This is a genomic window from Streptomyces roseofulvus, assembly GCF_039534915.1.
In the GTDB taxonomy this organism is placed as follows: domain Bacteria; phylum Actinomycetota; class Actinomycetes; order Streptomycetales; family Streptomycetaceae; genus Streptomyces; species Streptomyces roseofulvus.
The window spans coordinates 2,562,324-2,579,790 of sequence record NZ_BAAAWE010000001.1 but is presented as its reverse complement, the minus strand read 5'-3'; the positions used below and the strand labels follow the sequence as shown (position 1 = coordinate 2,579,790).

The 17,467-nt window shown below is 73.8% G+C and carries 20 protein-coding genes; 11 read left to right on the top strand and 9 right to left on the bottom strand.

What is annotated here, in order from left to right; all coding sequences use genetic code 11:
- Positions 1-63 precede the first annotated feature (63 nt).
- The gene (locus tag ABFY03_RS11910) at positions 64-630 is read left to right on the top strand and encodes a hypothetical protein (protein WP_346169870.1); all 567 of its coding nucleotides are present in this window, start codon (positions 64-66) and stop codon (positions 628-630) included.
- Here ABFY03_RS11910 and ABFY03_RS11905 read toward each other — a convergent pair.
- On the bottom strand, positions 624-1,259 hold the full coding sequence (locus ABFY03_RS11905) for a TetR family transcriptional regulator (protein WP_319013703.1): 636 nt from the start codon (positions 1,257-1,259) through the stop codon (positions 624-626). The two genes, ABFY03_RS11910 and ABFY03_RS11905, sit on opposite strands and share 7 nt — an antisense overlap.
- A gap of 240 nt (positions 1,260-1,499) precedes the next feature.
- Here ABFY03_RS11905 and ABFY03_RS11900 point away from each other — a divergent pair, with 240 nt between their 5' ends.
- From ABFY03_RS11900 to ABFY03_RS11885, 4 genes are all read left to right on the top strand, one after another.
- Positions 1,500-2,813 carry a glycosyltransferase family 4 protein gene (locus tag ABFY03_RS11900; protein WP_346169869.1) on the top strand — a complete coding sequence of 438 codons (1,314 nt, stop codon included), beginning with the start codon at positions 1,500-1,502 and terminating at the stop codon, positions 2,811-2,813.
- 172 nt (positions 2,814-2,985) lie between these two features.
- A complete protein-coding gene (locus ABFY03_RS11895; protein WP_319013701.1) occupies positions 2,986-3,720 on the top strand; it encodes a class I SAM-dependent methyltransferase in 735 nt (244 codons plus the stop codon).
- On the top strand, positions 3,717-4,808 hold the full coding sequence (locus tag ABFY03_RS11890; RefSeq protein WP_319013700.1) for a prenyltransferase/squalene oxidase repeat-containing protein: 1,092 nt from the start codon (positions 3,717-3,719) through the stop codon (positions 4,806-4,808). The genes ABFY03_RS11895 and ABFY03_RS11890 overlap by 4 nt, the downstream gene beginning before the upstream one ends.
- A gap of 106 nt (positions 4,809-4,914) precedes the next feature.
- Positions 4,915-5,469 (top strand): hypothetical protein, encoded by a 555-nt coding sequence (locus ABFY03_RS11885; RefSeq protein WP_319013699.1) that lies wholly within the window; start codon positions 4,915-4,917, stop codon positions 5,467-5,469.
- A 4-nt stretch (positions 5,470-5,473) separates the two neighbouring features.
- Here the strand turns inward: ABFY03_RS11885 and ABFY03_RS11880 are convergent, their stop codons facing one another.
- Positions 5,474-6,604, bottom strand: a complete 1,131-nt coding sequence (locus ABFY03_RS11880; RefSeq protein ID WP_319013698.1) for an oxidoreductase — start codon at positions 6,602-6,604, stop codon at positions 5,474-5,476.
- Between the two features lie 66 nt (positions 6,605-6,670).
- Between ABFY03_RS11880 and ABFY03_RS11875 the strand changes: the two genes are divergently transcribed.
- On the top strand, positions 6,671-7,036 hold the full coding sequence (locus tag ABFY03_RS11875) for a MerR family transcriptional regulator (protein WP_319013697.1): 366 nt from the start codon (positions 6,671-6,673) through the stop codon (positions 7,034-7,036).
- A gap of 132 nt (positions 7,037-7,168) precedes the next feature.
- Here the strand turns inward: ABFY03_RS11875 and ABFY03_RS11870 are convergent, their stop codons facing one another.
- The 3 genes from ABFY03_RS11870 to ABFY03_RS11860 form a co-directional block, all read right to left on the bottom strand.
- Positions 7,169-8,179 (bottom strand): LLM class F420-dependent oxidoreductase, encoded by a 1,011-nt coding sequence (locus ABFY03_RS11870; RefSeq protein WP_319013696.1) that lies wholly within the window; start codon positions 8,177-8,179, stop codon positions 7,169-7,171.
- A 119-nt stretch (positions 8,180-8,298) separates the two neighbouring features.
- Positions 8,299-9,129, bottom strand: a complete 831-nt coding sequence (locus ABFY03_RS11865; protein ID WP_346169868.1) for a hypothetical protein — start codon at positions 9,127-9,129, stop codon at positions 8,299-8,301.
- A gap of 100 nt (positions 9,130-9,229) precedes the next feature.
- Positions 9,230-10,117 carry an N-acetylmuramoyl-L-alanine amidase gene (locus ABFY03_RS11860; RefSeq protein WP_386723563.1) on the bottom strand — a complete coding sequence of 296 codons (888 nt, stop codon included), beginning with the start codon at positions 10,115-10,117 and terminating at the stop codon, positions 9,230-9,232.
- A gap of 160 nt (positions 10,118-10,277) precedes the next feature.
- On the opposite strand from ABFY03_RS11860, the gene ABFY03_RS11855 reads away from it, so the two are divergent.
- Positions 10,278-12,578, top strand: coding sequence for a hypothetical protein (locus tag ABFY03_RS11855; protein ID WP_346169866.1), 2,301 nt, complete (start codon positions 10,278-10,280; stop codon positions 12,576-12,578).
- Between the two features lie 10 nt (positions 12,579-12,588).
- On the opposite strand, the gene ABFY03_RS11850 is transcribed toward ABFY03_RS11855, so the two are convergent.
- Positions 12,589-13,167, bottom strand: coding sequence for a TetR/AcrR family transcriptional regulator (locus tag ABFY03_RS11850; RefSeq protein WP_319013692.1), 579 nt, complete (start codon positions 13,165-13,167; stop codon positions 12,589-12,591).
- 120 nt (positions 13,168-13,287) lie between these two features.
- Between ABFY03_RS11850 and ABFY03_RS11845 the strand changes: the two genes are divergently transcribed.
- Positions 13,288-13,932 (top strand): dihydrofolate reductase family protein, encoded by a 645-nt coding sequence (locus ABFY03_RS11845; protein ID WP_319013691.1) that lies wholly within the window; start codon positions 13,288-13,290, stop codon positions 13,930-13,932.
- A 79-nt stretch (positions 13,933-14,011) separates the two neighbouring features.
- Here the strand turns inward: ABFY03_RS11845 and ABFY03_RS11840 are convergent, their stop codons facing one another.
- Complete coding sequence (locus ABFY03_RS11840) at positions 14,012-14,644, bottom strand: class I SAM-dependent methyltransferase (protein WP_346169865.1); 633 nt, start codon at positions 14,642-14,644, stop codon at positions 14,012-14,014.
- Between the two features lie 50 nt (positions 14,645-14,694).
- Complete coding sequence (locus ABFY03_RS11835; RefSeq protein WP_346169864.1) at positions 14,695-15,102, bottom strand: ATP-binding protein; 408 nt, start codon at positions 15,100-15,102, stop codon at positions 14,695-14,697.
- Positions 15,103-15,188: 86 nt separating this feature from the next.
- Between ABFY03_RS11835 and ABFY03_RS11830 the strand changes: the two genes are divergently transcribed.
- The 3 genes from ABFY03_RS11830 to ABFY03_RS11820 are packed head-to-tail and all read left to right on the top strand — an operon-like array spanning position 15,189 to position 16,635.
- Entirely contained in the window at positions 15,189-16,037 is an 849-nt protein-coding gene (locus ABFY03_RS11830) for a helix-turn-helix domain-containing protein (protein ID WP_346169863.1), read from the top strand.
- Positions 15,997-16,206 carry a DUF397 domain-containing protein gene (locus ABFY03_RS11825; protein ID WP_346169862.1) on the top strand — a complete coding sequence of 70 codons (210 nt, stop codon included), beginning with the start codon at positions 15,997-15,999 and terminating at the stop codon, positions 16,204-16,206. Before ABFY03_RS11830 ends, ABFY03_RS11825 begins: the two co-directional genes overlap by 41 nt.
- Positions 16,207-16,227: 21 nt before the next feature.
- The gene (locus ABFY03_RS11820; RefSeq protein ID WP_319013685.1) at positions 16,228-16,635 is read left to right on the top strand and encodes a hypothetical protein; all 408 of its coding nucleotides are present in this window, start codon (positions 16,228-16,230) and stop codon (positions 16,633-16,635) included.
- Here the strand turns inward: ABFY03_RS11820 and ABFY03_RS11815 are convergent.
- Positions 16,592-17,452, bottom strand: coding sequence for a hypothetical protein (locus ABFY03_RS11815; RefSeq protein WP_319013684.1), 861 nt, complete (start codon positions 17,450-17,452; stop codon positions 16,592-16,594). The genes ABFY03_RS11820 and ABFY03_RS11815 overlap by 44 nt on opposite strands.
- Positions 17,453-17,467: the final 15 nt, after the last annotated feature.

The window sequence follows — 17,467 nt, the reverse complement described above, 5'->3', positions numbered from 1 at the left end:
CGTGCTGCCACACTCCTCCCCTGATCACGGGCGAACGGCCCGTGACCTGGGGAGGGAACGCACGTGCAGGGGAAGGGACGGGCCGCCTCGGCGGCCCTGGCGGTGGTGCTGGCGCTCGGTGCCGCGGGGTGCGGGGCGGGGGACGGGGCCGCCTACGGCCGGGAGGCCGCGCAGGCCGAGATCCGGACCGTCGTCGCCGGTGCCGGGCTGCCGGAGTCGAAGCTGCCCGAGCCGGGGGAGGCGACCGGCACGGCGGTCCCGGCGACGGAGCGGGAGCGGGTGGCGCGGCGCGCCGAGGCCTGCGCCGCCGCCTGGCAGTACGCCGGCCCGGTGCTGGACGGAGGCCGGGAGAAGTACGAGAAGGCCCTGGACGCCTTCGTCGCGGCGGGCTGGACCGAGTCCGGGAAGCGGTGGGAGGACGAGCTGGGCGAGGGCGCCGGTACGGCCGGCGGCGCCCTGCTCAAGAAGGCGGGGTGGAGCCTGTCCGCCCGGCACCACGCGTCCCGGCAGGGCCTGTCGATGGACGTGATGGCCTTCACCGCCACGGAGGACGCGTGCATGGAGCAGTTCACCGAGCAGGAGCTGGACCTCCTGTCCGGCGACCGGCCCGGCGGGGAGCCCGGTCACTGACGGGCGGCGGGCCGCTCCGGGGCCGTGAGGTCGATCAGGCGGCAGACCGTCTCGATGTCGATCTTCACCTGGGCGATCGAGGCGCGCCCCGACAGCCAGGTGATGAGCGCCGAGTGCCAGGTGTGCTCGATGACCCGGACCGCCGACAGCTGCTCCGGCGTCGGCTGCTCCGCGCCCATCGCGTCCAGGATGATCGCCGTGGTGAGCCGCGAGACCGTGTCCACCTCGGGGCTCACGCTGCGGTCGGCGAAGGTCAGCGCCCGGACCATCGCGTCGGCGAGCTGCGGCTCGCGCTGGAGCGCGCGGAAGGTCCGCATCAGGGTCTCCGCGACCCGCTCCGCCGGGGCCGCGCCCGCCGGCGGCCGCTTCCGGAGGGTGGTGTGCAGGTGCTGGAGCTGGTCCTGCATGGTCGCGACGAGCAGGTGGATCTTGGACGGGAAGTAGCGGTACAGCGTGCCGAGGGCGACCCCCGCCGCCTCCGCGACCTCCCGCATCTGCACCGCGTCGAAGCCGCCCCGGGCGGCGAGCTGGGCGCTGGCGTCCAGGATGCGGCGCCGCCGGGCCTCCTGGCGCTCCGTCAGGGGCGGGGTGGCGGAGGGGCGGTGGTCCGCCCTGCTCTCTGCGGTCATCGGGGTCCCGTTCCGTGCGGTGGGGAGCGCCAGTATGACGGAGGACGGGCGTGGCGCGAACCTCCGCGACCGGGTGGTGCGAATCACCTGTTCCGGTGCTCACACGGGAGCTACCTGCCGGTAGATTCGGTGCCTCCCGGAGGTCCGGGACGCGCCGAGAACGATCAAGTCTGTAACTTGTTCTACCTTAGCGCGAGCGGTTACGCTCGCGCGAAAACGCACGCTCGAAGGGGGTCGCGCATGACCGCTGAGGCCATAGAGGCAGGCCCCCGACAGGGCGCCGCCCCGTCCGGTGACCGTCCGTTGCGGATCGCTCTCCTCACGTACAAGGGCAACCCGTTCTGCGGCGGCCAGGGCGTCTACGTCCGCCACCTCTCCCGCGAACTGGCCCGGCTCGGCCACACCGTCGAGGTCTTCGGCTCGCAGCCCTACCCGGTCCTCGACGAGGGCGTCACGCTCAGCGAGATCGCCAGCCTCGACCTCTACCGCCAGCCCGACCCGTTCCGGACGCCCAGGCGCGAGGAGTACCGGGACTGGATCGACGCGCTGGAGGTCGCCACCATGTGGACCGGCGGCTTCCCCGAGCCGCTGACCTTCTCGCTGCGCGCCCGCCGCACCCTCGCCGCCCGCCGCGGCGACTTCGACGTCGTCCACGACAACCAGACCCTCGGGTACGGGCTCCTCGGCGGCCCCCGCGCCCTCGGCGCCCCGCTGGTCACCACGATCCACCACCCCATCACCGTCGACCGGCAGCTCGAACTCGACGCCGCCGCCGACTGGAAGCGCCGCGCCTCCGTCCGCCGCTGGTACGGCTTCACCCGCATGCAGAAGCGGGTCGCCCGCCGGCTGCCGTCCGTCCTCACCGTCTCCGGCACCTCCCGGGACGAGATCGTCGAGCACCTCGGCGTCCGTGAGGACCGCGTCCGGGTCGTGCACATCGGCGCCGACACCGACCTGTGGTCCCCGGACCCGTCGGTCGCCGAGGTCCCCGGCCGGATCGTCACCACCTCCAGCGCCGACGTCCCCCTCAAGGGCCTGGTCTTCCTCGTCGAGGCGCTCGCCAAGCTGCGCACCGAGCGGCCCGACGCGCACCTCGTCGTCGTCGGCAAGCGCGCCGAGGACGGGCCGGTCGCCCAGGCGATCGAGCGGTACGGGCTCGAAGGCGCCGTCCGGTTCGTCAAGGGCATCAGCGACGCGGAGCTCGTCGACCTGTACCGGTCCGCCGAAGTGGCCTGCGTGCCGTCGCTGTACGAGGGGTTCTCGCTGCCGGCCGCGGAGGGGATGGCCACCGGGACGCCGCTGGTCGCCACGACGGGCGGCGCGATCCCGGAGGTCGCCGGGGCTGACGGCGAGACGTGCCTCGCGGTGCCGACCGGCGACGCGGGCGCGCTGGCCGGGGCGCTCGGGCGGGTGCTGGGCGACGCGGAGCTGCGGGCGCGGCTGGGCGCCGCCGGGCGCGAGCGGGTGCTGGCCAACTTCACCTGGGCCAGGGCCGCGCAGGGGACGGCGGAGCTGTACCGCGAGGCGGTGGCCCGAGCCGGGGCCCGCCGGTGACACTCAGCTCCGAGCGCCGGGTGCGGCCCGGCGGGTGGGGTGTGCCCACCCTCCTCCGGGCACTCGGCCTCGCCCGAGCAGGGGGGACCCCCACCGCCCCAGCGGAATACTGCCCACAACGGGGCGGCAAAGCCTGCCCACAACCAACTCCGATCGCGAAAGCAGGCAGCCCGTGCTGACCGTCGACTTCACCCGCTTCCCGCTCGCTCCCGGCGACCGCGTGCTCGATCTGGGCTGTGGTGCGGGGCGGCACGCCTTCGAGTGCTACCGGCGCGGCGCGCAGGTCGTGGCGCTCGACCAGAACGGCGAGGAGATCCGCGAGGTCGCCAAGTGGTTCGCCGCCATGAAGGAGGCCGGCGAGGCCCCCGCCGGGGCGACCGCCACCGCGATGGAGGGCGACGCGCTCAACCTGCCGTTCCCCGACGAGTCCTTCGACGTCGTCATCATCTCCGAGGTCATGGAGCACATCCCGGACGACAAGGGCGTGCTCGCCGAGATGGTCCGCGTCCTCAAGCCCGGCGGGCGGATCGCGATCACCGTGCCCCGGTACGGCCCCGAGAAGATCTGCTGGGCGCTCTCGGACGAGTACCACGAGGTCGAGGGCGGCCACATCCGGATCTACAAGGCGGACGAGCTGCTCGCCAAGATCCGCCAGGCCGGCCTCAAGCCGTACGGCACCCACCACGCGCACGCCCTGCACTCGCCGTACTGGTGGCTGAAGTGCGCCTTCGGCGTCGACAACGACAAGGCGCTGCCGGTCCGCGCGTACCACAAGCTCCTGGTCTGGGACATCATGAAGAAGCCCGCCCTGACCCGGGTCGCCGAGCAGCTGCTCAACCCGGTCGTCGGCAAGAGCTTCGTCGCGTACGCCACCAAGCCCCACCTCCCGAAGGCCGACGCCAAGTGACGTCCCCCGAGCGGATAGCGGAGCACCTGGTCCTGCCCGGCGTCCTGACCGCCGAGCAGGCCGCCGGCACCGTCGCCGGGATCCTCGCCGGGCAGTGCGAGGACGGCGCCATCCCGTGGTTCCGCGGCCACCACCTCGACCCGTGGGACCACACCGAGGCCGCCATGGCCCTGGACGCGGCCGGCGAGCACGAGGCCGCCGCCCGCGCCTACGCCTGGCTCGCCCGGCACCAGAACCCCGACGGCTCCTGGTACGCGGCCTACCGGGACGGCGACCCGGAGGACGTCACCGACCGCGGCAAGGAGTCCAACTTCACCGCGTACGTCGCCGTCGGCGTCTGGCACCACTACCTGTCGACCGGCGACGACGCCTTCCTCGACCGGATGTGGCCGGTCGTCTACGCGGCGGTCGAGTTCGTCCTCCGGCTCCAGCAGCCCGGCGGCCAGATCGGCTGGAAGCGCGAGCCCGACGGCACCCCCGTCACCGACGCCCTCCTCACCGGCTCCGCCTCGATCCACCACGCCCTGCGCTGCGCCCTCGCGCTGGCCGAGGCCCGCGAGGAGCCGCAGCCGGACTGGGAGCTGGCGGCCGGCGCCCTCGCCCACGCGATCCGGCGCCACCCGGAGCGCTTCCTCGACAAGTCCCGCTACTCGATGGACTGGTACTACCCGGTCCTCGGCGGCGCCGTCACCGGCGCCGAGGCGAAGGCCCGTCTCGACGCGCGCTGGGACGACTTCGTGGTACCCGGCCTCGGCGTCCGCTGCGTCGTCCCCAACCCGTGGGTGACCGGCGGCGAGAGCTGCGAACTCGCCCTCGCCCTCTGGGCGACGGGGGAGTCCGACCGGGCCCTCGCGATCCTCCAGGACATCGGCCACCTGCGGGCGCCGAACGGCCTGTACTGGACGGGGTACGTGTACGAGGGCGCGGACGGCGGCGAGCCGGCCGTCTGGCCCGAGGAGCAGACCACCTGGACGGCGGGCTCCCTCCTCCTCGCGGTCGCGGCCCTCGGCGGCGAACAGGCCACCGTCGCCGTCTTCGGCGGCGAGACCCTGCCGACCGGTCTCGCCCCGGACTGCTGCGCGGACTGACCGCGGCCCCCGTCCGGGCGGCGGCGCACCCGGACGGGTCGCCCGGATGGCGGCCCGCCGGGGGCCGGGTGAGGCTGGCGGGACCAGTCCCCAGGGAGGTTCCGCTGTGCCCAGAAGCCTGTCCCGCGGCGTCGCCGCGCTGCTGATGTCCTGCGCGCTGCTGTTCACCACCGCCGCGTGCGGGAGCGACACCACGCAGAGTCTGTCGACGGGGTCGGTCGCGTCCCCGTCCGCGTCGAGCACCTTCGAGCAGCAGAAGCTGGCGAAGACCCGGTTCGTCGCGAACGCCGGGCTCGCCGCCGGCGCCGCGTACCAGTGGATCGTGAAGCCGTACAGGGCGGGCAAGTTCAAGAAGGGCGCCGACGGGCGCACCTTCGCCCTCGTCAAGGCGGGTCTCGCGGGCGCGTTCACCTACAACCGGCTCAAGGCGGCGGTGAACAACGCCAAGGGCGACCCGCTGCTCTCCAAGGCGGTGGCCCCGCTCTCCGCGGGCATCGAGTCCCTGAAGGAGCTGGGCACCAAGCTCCGCAAGGGCGAGGTCGACGCGGCCGACGTCGGCGGCCTGGAGGGCGTCATCAACGGCATCAAGGACGCGGGCAAGTCCGCCGGGGCCGAGGTCGTCGACAAGGTCCCCTCGGCCTCCCAGCTCAGCGGCGGCTGACCGGTCAGACGGCGGCCAGGGCGGCGGTCCCGGCCAGCGTCGGGTAGTCGTTGTAGCCGGCCTCGTCGCCCGAGTACATCCAGTTCGCCTCCCGGAGCGGGTTGAGCGGCGCGCCGACGCGCAGCCGCTCGACCAGGTCCGGGTTGGCCAGGAAGGCGCGGCCCAGCGAGATCAGGTCCGCCCCGGCGTCGAGCAGCCGCTCGCCCGCGGCCTTCCCGCCGTCGGCCGGGAGGGGGCCGCCGAAGCCGAGCACCGGGTTGGCGATCAGCGTGTGCGGCCAGGCCGCGCGGATCCACCGGAACAGCGGCTGCCCGGGGTCCGCGAAGATCACGTGCAGATAGACCGGGTCGAGCGCGGCGAGGGCGGGGACGAGCGCGTGGTACAGCTCGGCGGTGTCCTCCGCGGTGCCCTCGTCGATGCCGTTCACCGTGACCCCGGGCGAGACGCGGACGCCGACCCGGTCGGCGCCGATCGCGTCGGCGACGGCCCGGACGACCTCCACCACGAACCGGACCCGGTGCGCCACGGACCCGCCGTAGGCGTCGGTGCGCCGGTTGGTGTTCTTCGCCAGGAACTGGTGGAGCAGGTGCCCGTTGGCGGCGTGCACCTCGACCCCCTCGAAGCCGGCGTCGACGGCGCGGCGCGCGGCGGCGGCGAAGTCGGCGACGGTCTGCCGGATGTCGTCCGCCGTCATCGCGCGGGGCACCACGGCCTCCTGCCGGCCGCTCGGGGTGTGGATCGTCTCCGGCAGGGCGATCGGCGAGGGCGCGACCGGCAGGTGCCCGCTGGTGTCGGGGTGCCCGACCCGGCCGCCGTGCTGGAGCTGGAGGAACATCCGCCCGCCCCCGGCCCGTACCGCGTCGGTGACCGCGCGCCAGCCGGTCACATGGGCGTCGCTGTGCATGGCCGGGATGTTCGGGTACGTCTGGCCGACCGCGTTCGGGGTGGTCCCCTCGGCGATGATCAGGCCCGCGCCGGCCCGCTGGGCGTAGTGGGTGGCCATGAGGGGCCGGGGGACGCCGTCGGCGCCGGCCCGGTTGCGGGTCAGCGGCGGCATCACCAGCCGGTTGGGCAGGGTGAGGGAGCCGAGGGCGGTGGACTCGAAGAGGCGGGAGGACGCCGGTGCGTTCGTCATGCGGGTACCGTAGGAGTTGACACCAGTGTCAGGTTCAAGTCCCTTCTCCCGGAGGCGAGACGACGGATGCGCATCGGTGAACTGGCCCGGCGCAGTGGCGTCAGCGAGCGGTCGCTGCGCTACTACGAGACGCAGGACCTGCTGCGGTCCGAGCGCACGCCGGGCGGCCAGCGGCAGTACGGCGAGTGGGCGGTGGACCGGGTCATCCGCATCCAGGCGCTGTACGCGGCGGGCCTGAACAGCCGCAAGATCGCCCACCTGCTGCCCTGCATGCGCGACGCGGACGGCGCGCCCAGCGAGATCGCCACCTCCCAGCTGGTCGACGAGCTGTCCGCCGAGCGGACCCGCATCGACGCGCTCATCGCCGACCTGGTCCGCTCCCGCGACATCCTGGACGAGGTCATCGAGACGGCCTCCGCCGTCCGCGACTAGGCCGTCTCTTCCGGATCACGCCGGGCTCGCGACGCCTGGCACGCACCCTCGCCGCGTTGTCTCCCTCCTCCGCCTCGCGGGCGCACGCACCGGACGCCGCTCCCTGATCCGGCCCGATCCGGAAGAAGCGACCTAGCCGTTCAGCTCCGCCAGCGTCCGCAGGGTCTCCGGGTCGGGGGCCGTGACCAGCAGGTCCGTGACCGGGCCGGTGCGCCACTCCCGGAGCCGTTCCGCGATCCGCTCGCGCGGGCCGACCAGGGAGATCTCGTCGGCGAAGGCGTCCGGGACGGCGAGCACGGCCTCCTCCCTGCGGCCCTCGGCGAAGAGGCCCTGGATGTGCCGGGCCTCCTTCTCGTACCCCATGCGGGCCATGAGGTCGGCGTGGAAGTTGCGGGTCGCGTGTCCCATGCCGCCGATGTAGAAGCCCAGCATCGCCTTGACCGGCAGCAGGCCCTTCGGCACGTCGTCGCAGACCTGGGCGCGGACCATCGGCGCGACCCGGAAGCCGTCGGGGAGCCGGTCGGGGAGGGCGTAGGCCGCCCGGAAGCGGGCGGGGGACCAGTAGAGCGGCAGCCAGCCGTCGGCGATCTCCAGCGTCTGCGCGATGTTCCGCGGGCCCTCGGCGCCCAGCAGGATCGGGAGGTCGGGGCGGAGCGGGTGGGTGATCGGCTTCAGGGGCTTGCCGAGGCCGGTGCCGTCCTCGCCGGCGTACGGGAGGGAGTGGTGCCGTCCGTCGAGCCGCACCGGCGCCTCGCGGCGGAGCACCTGCCGGATCACGTCCACGTACTCGCGGGTGGCGGTCAGCGGGGAGCGGGGGAAGGGGCGCCCGTACCAGCCCTCCACCACCTGGGGGCCGGAGAGGCCCAGGCCGAGCCGCATCCGGCCGCCCGACAGGTGGTCCAGGGTGAGCGCGTGCATCGCCGTCGCGGTCGGCGTGCGGGCCGCCATCTGCGCCACCGCGGTGCCGAGGCCGATCCGGCTGGTGTGGGCGGCGATCCAGGTGAGGGCGGTGAAGGCGTCCGAGCCCCACGCCTCCGCCGTCCACACCGAGTCGTAGCCGAGGCGCTCCGCCTCGCGCGCGAGCTCCAGATGGGCGGGGGAGGGGCCGCGGCCCCAGTAGCCGAGCGCGAGTCCCAGGCGCATGACCGGACTCCCTTCTGTTTCTGACTGGCCGTCAGATGGGGTTCCGGGGACTGTACGACAGCGGCCCCCCGGCCGGAAGTCCTTCCGGTCGGGGGGCCGCTGTGACGGGGCTCGGGGAATCAGCCGCGCTGGATGCCCGTGGCGTCCTGGAGGACACCGCGGCGCCCGTCCTGCGTCTGCGCGATCAGCGCCTGGCCGCGCTGCTCCACGGCCAGGTACCAGGTGCCGGGGGCCAGTTCGGCGATCTGCGAACCGGAGCCGTCCTCCGCGTACAGCGGGCGGGCGACCGGCACGGCGAACCAGAACGGCGTGAAGTCCGCACCGCCCTGCGAGGCGGCCTGCGGCTCCGGCTGCTGCGCGGCGGCCGGCTGCGGCTGGCCGAAGGGCGAGCCGCCCTGCGAGGCGTCGTGCGGCGCCGGGTAGGGCTGCTGCTGGCCCTGCGGGGCGCCCGGGTAGCCGTAGCCGCCGGGAACGCCCTGCTGGGGCTGGCCGCCGTAGGTCTGCGGGGCGGCCGGACGCGGGGCGCCGACGAGCGGGGCCTTCAGGGCCGGGACCATCGGGGCGGCGACCGCGGCGGCGGCACCGACGAGGGCGGCGATCACGCCGAGGATCAGGCCGGCGCCCGCGTTCTCGGACTCGAAGACCCACATGAGGATGTTCCACGCGGCGGCGATGGTGAAGGCGGCGCCGACCTGGCCGAGCTCCAGGCCGAGGACCTTGCGCGGCTGCGGCAGGCCGTGGGAGAGGACGACGAGGGCCGCGCCGGCGATGCCGAGGAAGAAGGCGCCCCAGCCGAGCGGCGAGGCCTCCCAGGAGTTCGCGAAGTCGATCTGGTCGCAGATCGCGGCCGGGCCGTCGCAGCCGGCGGTGTCGAGGAACGAGGCGATGAACAGCACCACCGCAGCACCGATCAGCACGCCATCGCCTCGGGTGAGGGAGCGGATATTCACGTAAGAAGTCCTTCGTCGGGTCGTCGTCGCGTCGGGCAGGCGCCGGTTCTTGGCACGGGGGCGGCCCCATCGTACGGAGCGAATCTATCGCTCGCCGGTTCTACCCCTGGAGGTAGGTCACGATGCCGTCGGCGATGCCCTGCGCCGCCTTCTGCCGCCACGCCCCGGACGTCAGCAGTGCGGCGTCCTTCGGATCACGCATATTGCCGCATTCGACGAAGACCTTGGGCACCGTTGACAGATTGAGACCTCCGAGATCCGAACGGACGTCCAAACCGGTGCCGTCGGCGAGGTAGTTGGCGGGCGCGGTGCCGGTCGCACGGCGGAATCCGGCCACGATCCCCTCGCCGAGCGCGCGCGAAGGGGCCACGATCGGGCCGGTGTCGGCGGCCCCCTCCTTCACCTTCGCGGGCACGATCACATGGAAGCCGCGGTGGCCGGCCGCCGAGCCGTCCGCGTGCACGGAGACGACGGCGTCGGCCTCTGCCGCGTTCCCGATCCGGGCCCGCTCGTCGATGCACGGCCCGAACGGCCGGTCCGCGTCGTGCGTCAGGACCACCGTGGCGCCCCGCTCCTCAAGGAGCTTCCGCAGCCGGTGCGAGACGTCGAGGGTGAACGCCGCCTCCGTGTACGCGGCCTTGCCGGCGGAGGCGTTCGTCGAGGTCCCGGTGGTGTCGCACTCCTTGCGGGCGGTCCCGATGTCCACCTTCGCGTTGATCTCCCGGGCGTGCCGGAAGTTCCCGGGGTTGTGCCCGGGGTCGACGACCACGGTCCGGCCGGCCAGCGCACGGGCGGGGGCCGCGGTGGCGGTCTGGGTACGGGTCGCGGCGGCGGACGTCGTGGCCGCCGCGCCCGGCCCCTGGGTGCCCTGCGCGGCCTCGGAGGCGGCCCCGCACCCGGCGAGGGCGGCGGAGCAGACGAGGACCGCGAGGGCGGTGCGGGCGGTGGGAGCGGAGCGGGTCACGGGGTTCCTGTGGTCGTACGGCACCCCGCGACTCTAGGCCCTCCGGTGGCCGGAAATATGGACCGCATGTACCGGCTCGGTCACTGCGGCGGCAATCCGCTGGACGCGTGTGCGGGTCCGGTGAAGGGTAGGTGGAAGAAGCGGCGGTGGCGGGGTCACCGCGCCTGGACCACGAGGGGGAACCGTGGCGGGGGAAGAACCGAACGACGCGCGTCCGCGCCAGGACGCGGAAGCACCGCAGGACGCCCGACCGGACCGGGGCCCGCAGGACGCACCACCGCCGGGCCCGGACCTCGCGAAGCCGCCGTCCGGCGGCACCGGCGAGACGATCATGATGCGCCCGCGCCGGGCCGGCGACGGCGGTACGAACGCCGCGGGCTCCGGCGCCGGCGGAGCCGCGGGCGCCTTCGGCCCGCCCGCTCCCGGCGACGGCGGTACGGGCTCCGCCCCGGCGGGCGCCTCCGGGTCGCCCGCCACGGGCGGGCCCACGCCCGGCCGAGGCGCGGCCGGCGCCTTCGGCCCGCCCGCTCCGGGCGGTGGGGGCACGGGCCAGGTCCCTGCGGGTGGCTTCGGGCCGCCGCCGGGGGCCGGCGACGGCCCCGGCGCCACGGTCGGTGACGCGGGCGGCTTCGGCGCGCCCGCTGGAAGCGGTACGGGCTCCGCGCCCGGCGTCGGCGCGCCCGCTGCCGCTGGTACCGACGCCTCCGCCACCGGCTCCTTCCGGCTGCCCGCGCCGGGGCCCGCGCAGGGGCCCGCGCCCTGGGAGGCGCCGCAGAACGGCGGGTCCCACGGCGCGACGGCCGCCGCCGGCCCCGGAGCCACCTCCGGCGGCGGCTTCGGCCCGCCGACCGAGGGGTACGGCGGAGGCTACGGCGGCTACGGGCCCGCGCCCGGCCAGGCGCCCGCCGTCGCGCCCGGATGGGCCGGTGCCGGGACGCTGCCGCCGCCGCCCACCGCCCCGCCGGGAGGGGGAGGCGGCGAGGCCCGGCCCCTCCAGGCCGCGCTGATCGCCCTGCTGAACCTCTCCTGCCTCGGCCTCGGCTACGTCGTGCTGCGCCAGTGGCTGTTCGCGGCCCTCTGCTGGGCCGCCACCGCCGGACTGCTCGTGACCGCGCTCCCGGCGGACGCCGACGGCGTGCCGCAGGGCGTGCTCGTCGGGTACGTCGCCTTCCTGCTGGCCGCCGCGGCCGACGGCGCCCGGCGCGGCCTGCGCGCCCGGATCGCCTTCGGCGCCACCGTCCGCCGCCTGGCGCTGCCGCTCGCGGTCCTGCTGCTCGCCGCGCCCGTCGGCGGCGCCGTCGCCTGGGCGGGCGCCCACGAGGACGCCCGGGAGGAGGCCCGCCAGCAGGCCCTCCTGGCCCGGCTCGCCGACGCGGACGCGCTGGTGAAGAGCGGGGCGGGGACGGACTTCGCGACCGCCGAGCCCAGCTACCGCAGGGCCCTCACCACGTACCAGGAGCTGGCCCGGGACCACGCCGGCTCGCGCGCCGCGAAGCTCGTACCGGCCAGCCTCGACGCGTACTACCAGGCGGTCTCCGCCCCGTACGACGAGAAGAAGTACTGCGCGGCGATCCTCCCGCTCAAGCACCTGCGGTCGCTGCCCGGCACCGTCGACAAGGCGCTGCTCGGCGACCGCCCCGCCGGGACGGACGAGCCGCTGGCGCACTCGCTGTACGAGTGCGGCGCGGGCGCCCTCAGCGGCACGGCGACCGCGGCCGCCACGGACCACTTCAACGACCTGACCGCCACCTTCCCGCAGTCGCCGTACGTCGGGAAGGCGACGACCGCCGTCCGGGACGCGATCCGGGCCAAGGCCGCCGCCGTCGCCGACACCTCGGTCGACCGGTGCGCCACCACCGAGGAGCTGCGCGCCCTTCGGACGGTCGCGACCGGTGCCACGGGCCTCTCGCTGGCGGGCGCGCGGGCGGACGCGGACCGGGGCGTGCGGAAGGGCGTGTTCGCCTGCGGCACCGACCAGTTCGGGGACGAGGAGTTCACCAAGGCCGTCGAGACCATGAACCAGTACGTCAAGGACTACCCGGACGGCGAGTCGGTGGACCACGCCCGCTCGATCGCGATCGCCGCGCAGATCGCCGCCGAGGAGCCGGAGGCCGGCAAGAAGCTCCCGCCGGCGACGGTGCCGGGCGGCGCCCGGATGACCATGGTGGTCAGCAACGACGCCGACGACGAGGTCGAACTGCTCTACACCGGCCCGGTCACCGGCAAGATCACCCTGAAGGCGTGCGGGGGCTGCCGCAGCTACGAGCGGCTGGACACGCTCCGGCCCGGCTTCAAGCCGTGCTCCGGCCCGTCCTCGAAGTACCCGAAGGTGACGATCCAGCTGCCCGCGGGCAAGTACCACCTGCTCCAGAAGCGGGCCGGGACGGGCTTCTCCACGGCCGGCGACACCAAGAGCAGCAAGGCGACCATCGAGCCCGGCTACTCGTACACCAACTGCCTCTACGTGACGAAGGGGCTGTACTGACGGGCCCGCGCTAGCCGGCGAAGACGATCCGGTCCACGGCGGCCGCCACCAGCGCGTCGCGCTCCTCCTCCGAGAAGACGTCGGGGAGGGTCAGCTGCTCCACGATCAGCCAGTTCAGGGTGAGGATCAGCAGCTTGACGGCGGTGGCGTCGCCGGGCAGCCCGGACGCCTCGTGGAAGGTCACGTTCTGCTCGACGTCGGCCCGTACCCGCTCGGTGAGGATCGAGCGGAGCGCGGGCCGGCGGGTGGCCTCCAGGCGCAGTTCGAGCAGGGCGAGGTAGCCGGTGCGGAAGGCGGAGATCCGCCCGACCAGCTCCCGCATCAGCCGGGTGTACGTCTCCTTGTCGTGGGGCGCGGTCCTGGTGCCCTCCAGGGTCGCCTCGTCCGGCTGGAGCCGTTCGTAGACGCGCGCCCCGGCCTGGGTGAGCAGGTCGTCCCGGTTGGCGAAGTAGTTGGACGCGGTCCCGGTGGGCACCCCCGCCTCGGTGTCCACCGCCCGGAAGGTCAGCCCCCGGGCGCCTTCGCGGGCCAGCACCTCGATCGCGGCGTCCACCAGCGCCGTGCGCCGCTCCGGGTTCCGTCGGGCCATGGGGACCACTCCATTCGTAGTACTACATCTGAACCCCTTCGCCAGGTTACGCGCCCCTGCGATGAGTTCGCGCCGCCCGGGCAGTCATCACTGCGGAACGACCGAACGAGGAGGAGCCCCATGCCCCAGTTGTTGAAGGTCCAGAACTTCTTCGTCTCCGCCGACGGGATCGCCGCCGGCGAGGACCAGTCCCTGGAGCGGCCCTTCGGGAACGTCGACCCCACCGGGCTCTTCTCCTGGGCCGGGGCCACCGCGAGCTGGCCCACCCGCACCGACCCCGGCGGCACCCGCGGCCTCGACGACTACATGGTCCGGGACTTCCACCACAACATCGGCGCCGAGATCATGGGCCGCAACAAGTTCGGCCCCCTGCGCGGCCCCTGGCGGGACGAGGAGTGGAAGGGCTGGTGGGGCGAGGAGCCGCCGTTCCACACCCCGGTCTTCGTCCTCACCCACCACGAGCGCCCGTCCTTCACGCTCTCCGACACCACCTTCCACTTCCTCGACGCCGACCCGGCGACCGCGCTGGAGCGGGCGAAGGAGGCGGCGGACGGGAAGGACGTCCGCCTCGGCGGCGGGGTGACGACGATCCGCGAGTTCCTGGACGCCGACCTCGTCGACACCCTCCACGTCGCCGTCGCGCCCGTGAAGCTCGGCAGCGGCCTCAAGCTCTGGGACACGCCCGAGGAGCTGACCGACCGCTACCACCTGGACGTCGTCCCCAGCCCGAGCGGGGTCACCCACCACCTCTTCTGGCGCAAGTGACCCGCTCGACGGCACTCGGGAGACGCGGTGCTCAGGAGACGCGGCAGTCAGGTGACGCGGCAGTCAGGTGACGCGGCAGTCAGGAGACCCGGCGCAGCACCCGCAGCGAGTCCGTGACCGAGACCTCCTCGAACTCCCCGGACTCCAGCGCCCGCAGATAGATCCGGTACGGCGCCTGACCGCCGTCCGCCGGGTCCGGGAAGACGTCGTGGATCACCAGCAGGCCCCCGGGGGCGACCCGGGGGGCCCAGCCCTCGTAGTCGTTCGTGGCGTGCTCGTCCGTGTGCCCGCCGTCGATGAAGACGAGCCCCAGCTCGCCGCCCCACACCCTCGCCACCTGCGGGCTGCGCCCGACCACCGCGATCACGTGGTCCTCCAGGCCCGCCTTCCGCAGCGTCCGCCGGAAGGTCGGCAGGGTGTCCATGACGCCCACCTCCGGGTCCACCACCGTCGGGTCGTGGTACTCCCACCCCGGCTGCTGCTCCTCGCTGCCCCGGTGGTGGTCCACGGTCACCGCGACCGTCCCCGCCGCCCGCGCCGCGTCCGCGAGCAGGATCGTCGAGCGCCCGCAGTACGTGCCGACCTCCAGGAGCGGCAGCCCCAGCTTCCCGGCCTCGGCCGCCGCCGCGTAGAGGGCCAGGCCCTCCCCGACGGGCATGAACCCCTTCGCGGCCTCGAAGGCGGCGAGGATCTCGGCACTGGGCTCGGACATGGCGGTCTCCTACTGGCGAGTAGTACGTCGTTACGGGCGCCCATCGTGCCCTACCCGTCGCACTCGAACCACACCGTCTTCCCGTCCCTCCGCTCCTCCACCCCCCACCGGTCCGTCACGCCCTCCACGAGCACCAGCCCCCGCCCGCTCTCCGCCGTCGCCTCCGGCGCCTTCGCGTGCAGCGCCCCGGGCACCCGGTCGGCCACCTCCACGCGCAGCCCGTACGGCTCCCGCAGGATCAGCACCGCGCAGTGGCGCCCCGGCACGTGCCGCACGACGTTCGCGACGAGCTCGGTCAGCGCGACCGTCGCCGGATCGCCCAGGTGGTCGAGTCCCCACCGCGTGAGGAACATGCGCAGGATGGTGCGCATGTGGCGCGCCGAGTGCTCACCCACGGTGAAGCCCATCCGGTAGCTGGCCTCAAGTGCCGCAGGATGCAAGTCGGTTGGTTCATTCATGCCTCCAGAGTGAACGCATGTCGTTACGCTCGGCTACGGACTGAACGCAACGCCACGGCGCGTACGCAATGGGGGGTGACCTCGTCTTGGTCAACATCCGCAGCCTCGATCCCAGCGCCTCCCCGCTGGACTACTACGGCTACGAACTCCGCCGGCTGAGAGAAGGCGCGGGCCTCAGCCAGTCGAAGCTCGGCGGAATCCTCTTCTGCACGGGCTCGCTGATCGGCCAGATCGAGACGGCGAGAAAGGTCCCGACGAGGGAGTTCTCGGAGCGCCTGGACGCGGCGCTGATGACGGGCGGGTTCTTCACGCGGCTGGTGGGGCTGGTGCTGAAGAGTCAACTGCCGGCCTGGTTCAGGCCGTACGCGGAGATGGAGGCAAAGGCGACGTATCTGTGCTCGTTCCAGGCGCAGGTGGTCGATGGTCTGCTTCAGACGGAGGAGTACGCCCGGGCGATCTTGAGCGTGAGGTTCGAGAGTGACCTCGACGGACTGGTCGCCGCCCGTATCGAGCGCCAGCGGATCCTGGAGCGCGAGCACCCCCCGCTGCTCTGGGTGGTCATGAGCGAGGCCGTGTTGCGTCAGGAGACCGGTGGGCGGCAGGTAATGCGAAAGCAACTCACCCATCTGTTGGAGATGCAGGAACGTGAGTGGGTGAAGATCCAGATCCTGCCGTTCGAGGTCGGGGCGCACGCGGGTCAGCCGGGCTCCTTCAACCTCCTCCGATTTTCTGACGACCCTGACCTCGTCTACACGGAGGACTTCGTTCAAGGCCATATGACCGTGGATTCAGCCGCGTTCAAGCAAGGGTCCCTCCGTTACGATCACCTGCGAGCGGCCGCTCTCTCGGTGGAAGACTCGTCCGCGCTGATCACCCGCGTTATAGAGGAGCACTATGGAGACCAACTGGAGCCTGGCGGGAGCGAGCTGGCGTAAGTCTTCGTACAGCTCCGACACCGGCGGGCAGTGCATCGAGGTCGCCGACCTCTCCGCCCACATCGCCGTCCGCGACTCCAAGAACCCCGAAGGCCCCGCCTTCCTCGCGTCGCCCGCCGCCTTCGCGGCGTTCGTGAGCGCCGCCGCCGAGGGGCGCATCGGCCGCTGACCGGTGGCGACCCTCATCGGCATGGTGATCCTCGCCGTCGTCCTTCCGACGTGGGCGGGGATCACCTGCGTGGGGCTGGTCCGCGCCCGCCGCGAGAACGCCGGCCTGCCGCCCCCGCCCCGCCCCCGCCGTACACCCGCCAAGAAGGCCGCCTGGATCGCCGCCCTGGCCTACCTCCTCGGCGGGGCGCTGCACGTGTACGGGCTCTCGTACATGCCCTTCCTTCAGCCCGAGGACGCCTGCTGGTTCAACGCGGGCCACATGGCCAGTCCGGACTCCAGCAGCGCGCTGCCGGTGAGCCTGGTGTGCGCGGGGGAGGAGATCGTCCCGGCGTGGGTGAACCCGGGGCTGCTCGTCCTGGCGGTGACCGCCGTCGGATCGACCGTCACGTCCGTGGTGCTGGCGGTCGGGAGTCGCCGTCGCCGGTAGCGGAGAGGCGGAAGGTCCAGGTGTCGACCGTGTACCGGGCCGGGTCGGCCGGGTGCGGTTCCGCGACGGTCGCGGTGAGTGCGGCGCCGTCCCATCGCAGGGACCGAATCGTGCGGGTGTCCGTGAGCGGCTTCAGCTCGGCGAGGACGGTCGTACCGAGGTCCCGGCCGAACGCGCGGATCGCCCCGCCGTCCAGGACGAGGAGGGTCCCGTCCGGCAGGACGACCGGTCGGGGCGGCTGCGGGTCGTTGAGGCGGGGGCCGGGGACGACGGTGCCGCCGGGCCGGAGCCGTACGACGCGGCCCCGGGTGGGGATGCGCCGGTCCGCCTCCACGACGCGGACGCCGCTGCCGACGACGTAGTGGCCGTAGGACGGCCAGCGGTCCGTCTCGGCGCCGTCGCGGTCGTAGGCGCGGGTCTCGAAGATGCCGTAGCCCTCCAGGCCCAGCAGGAAGCGGCCGTCGCCGAGGGCCGCGCCGCGTTCGCCGCGCAGTTCGGCGACGAGGCGGCCGTCGGCCAGGTCGAGGAGGTAGGCGGGGCCGAGGAAGCCCCACGGGGTGTACTCCAGGGAGTCCGTCGTCACGAGGACCCGATCGCCGGAGACATGGGCCGCGTTGGGGCGGCCGGCGAACGTGCGGGTCCAGAGGGTACGGCCTTCGGTGCCGGTCGCCCGGATCTCGCCGTCGGCGCCGTGGACGGCGAACTCCCCGCGGCGAGCGAGCGGTTCACCCCGGCGGCGGACCCACTCGTACGGCGGCGAACCCTCGGCCTGCCGATGCCCGACGGCCTCCGCGCGCCACACCTCGATGCCCGTCATGGCGGGAGCGTACGC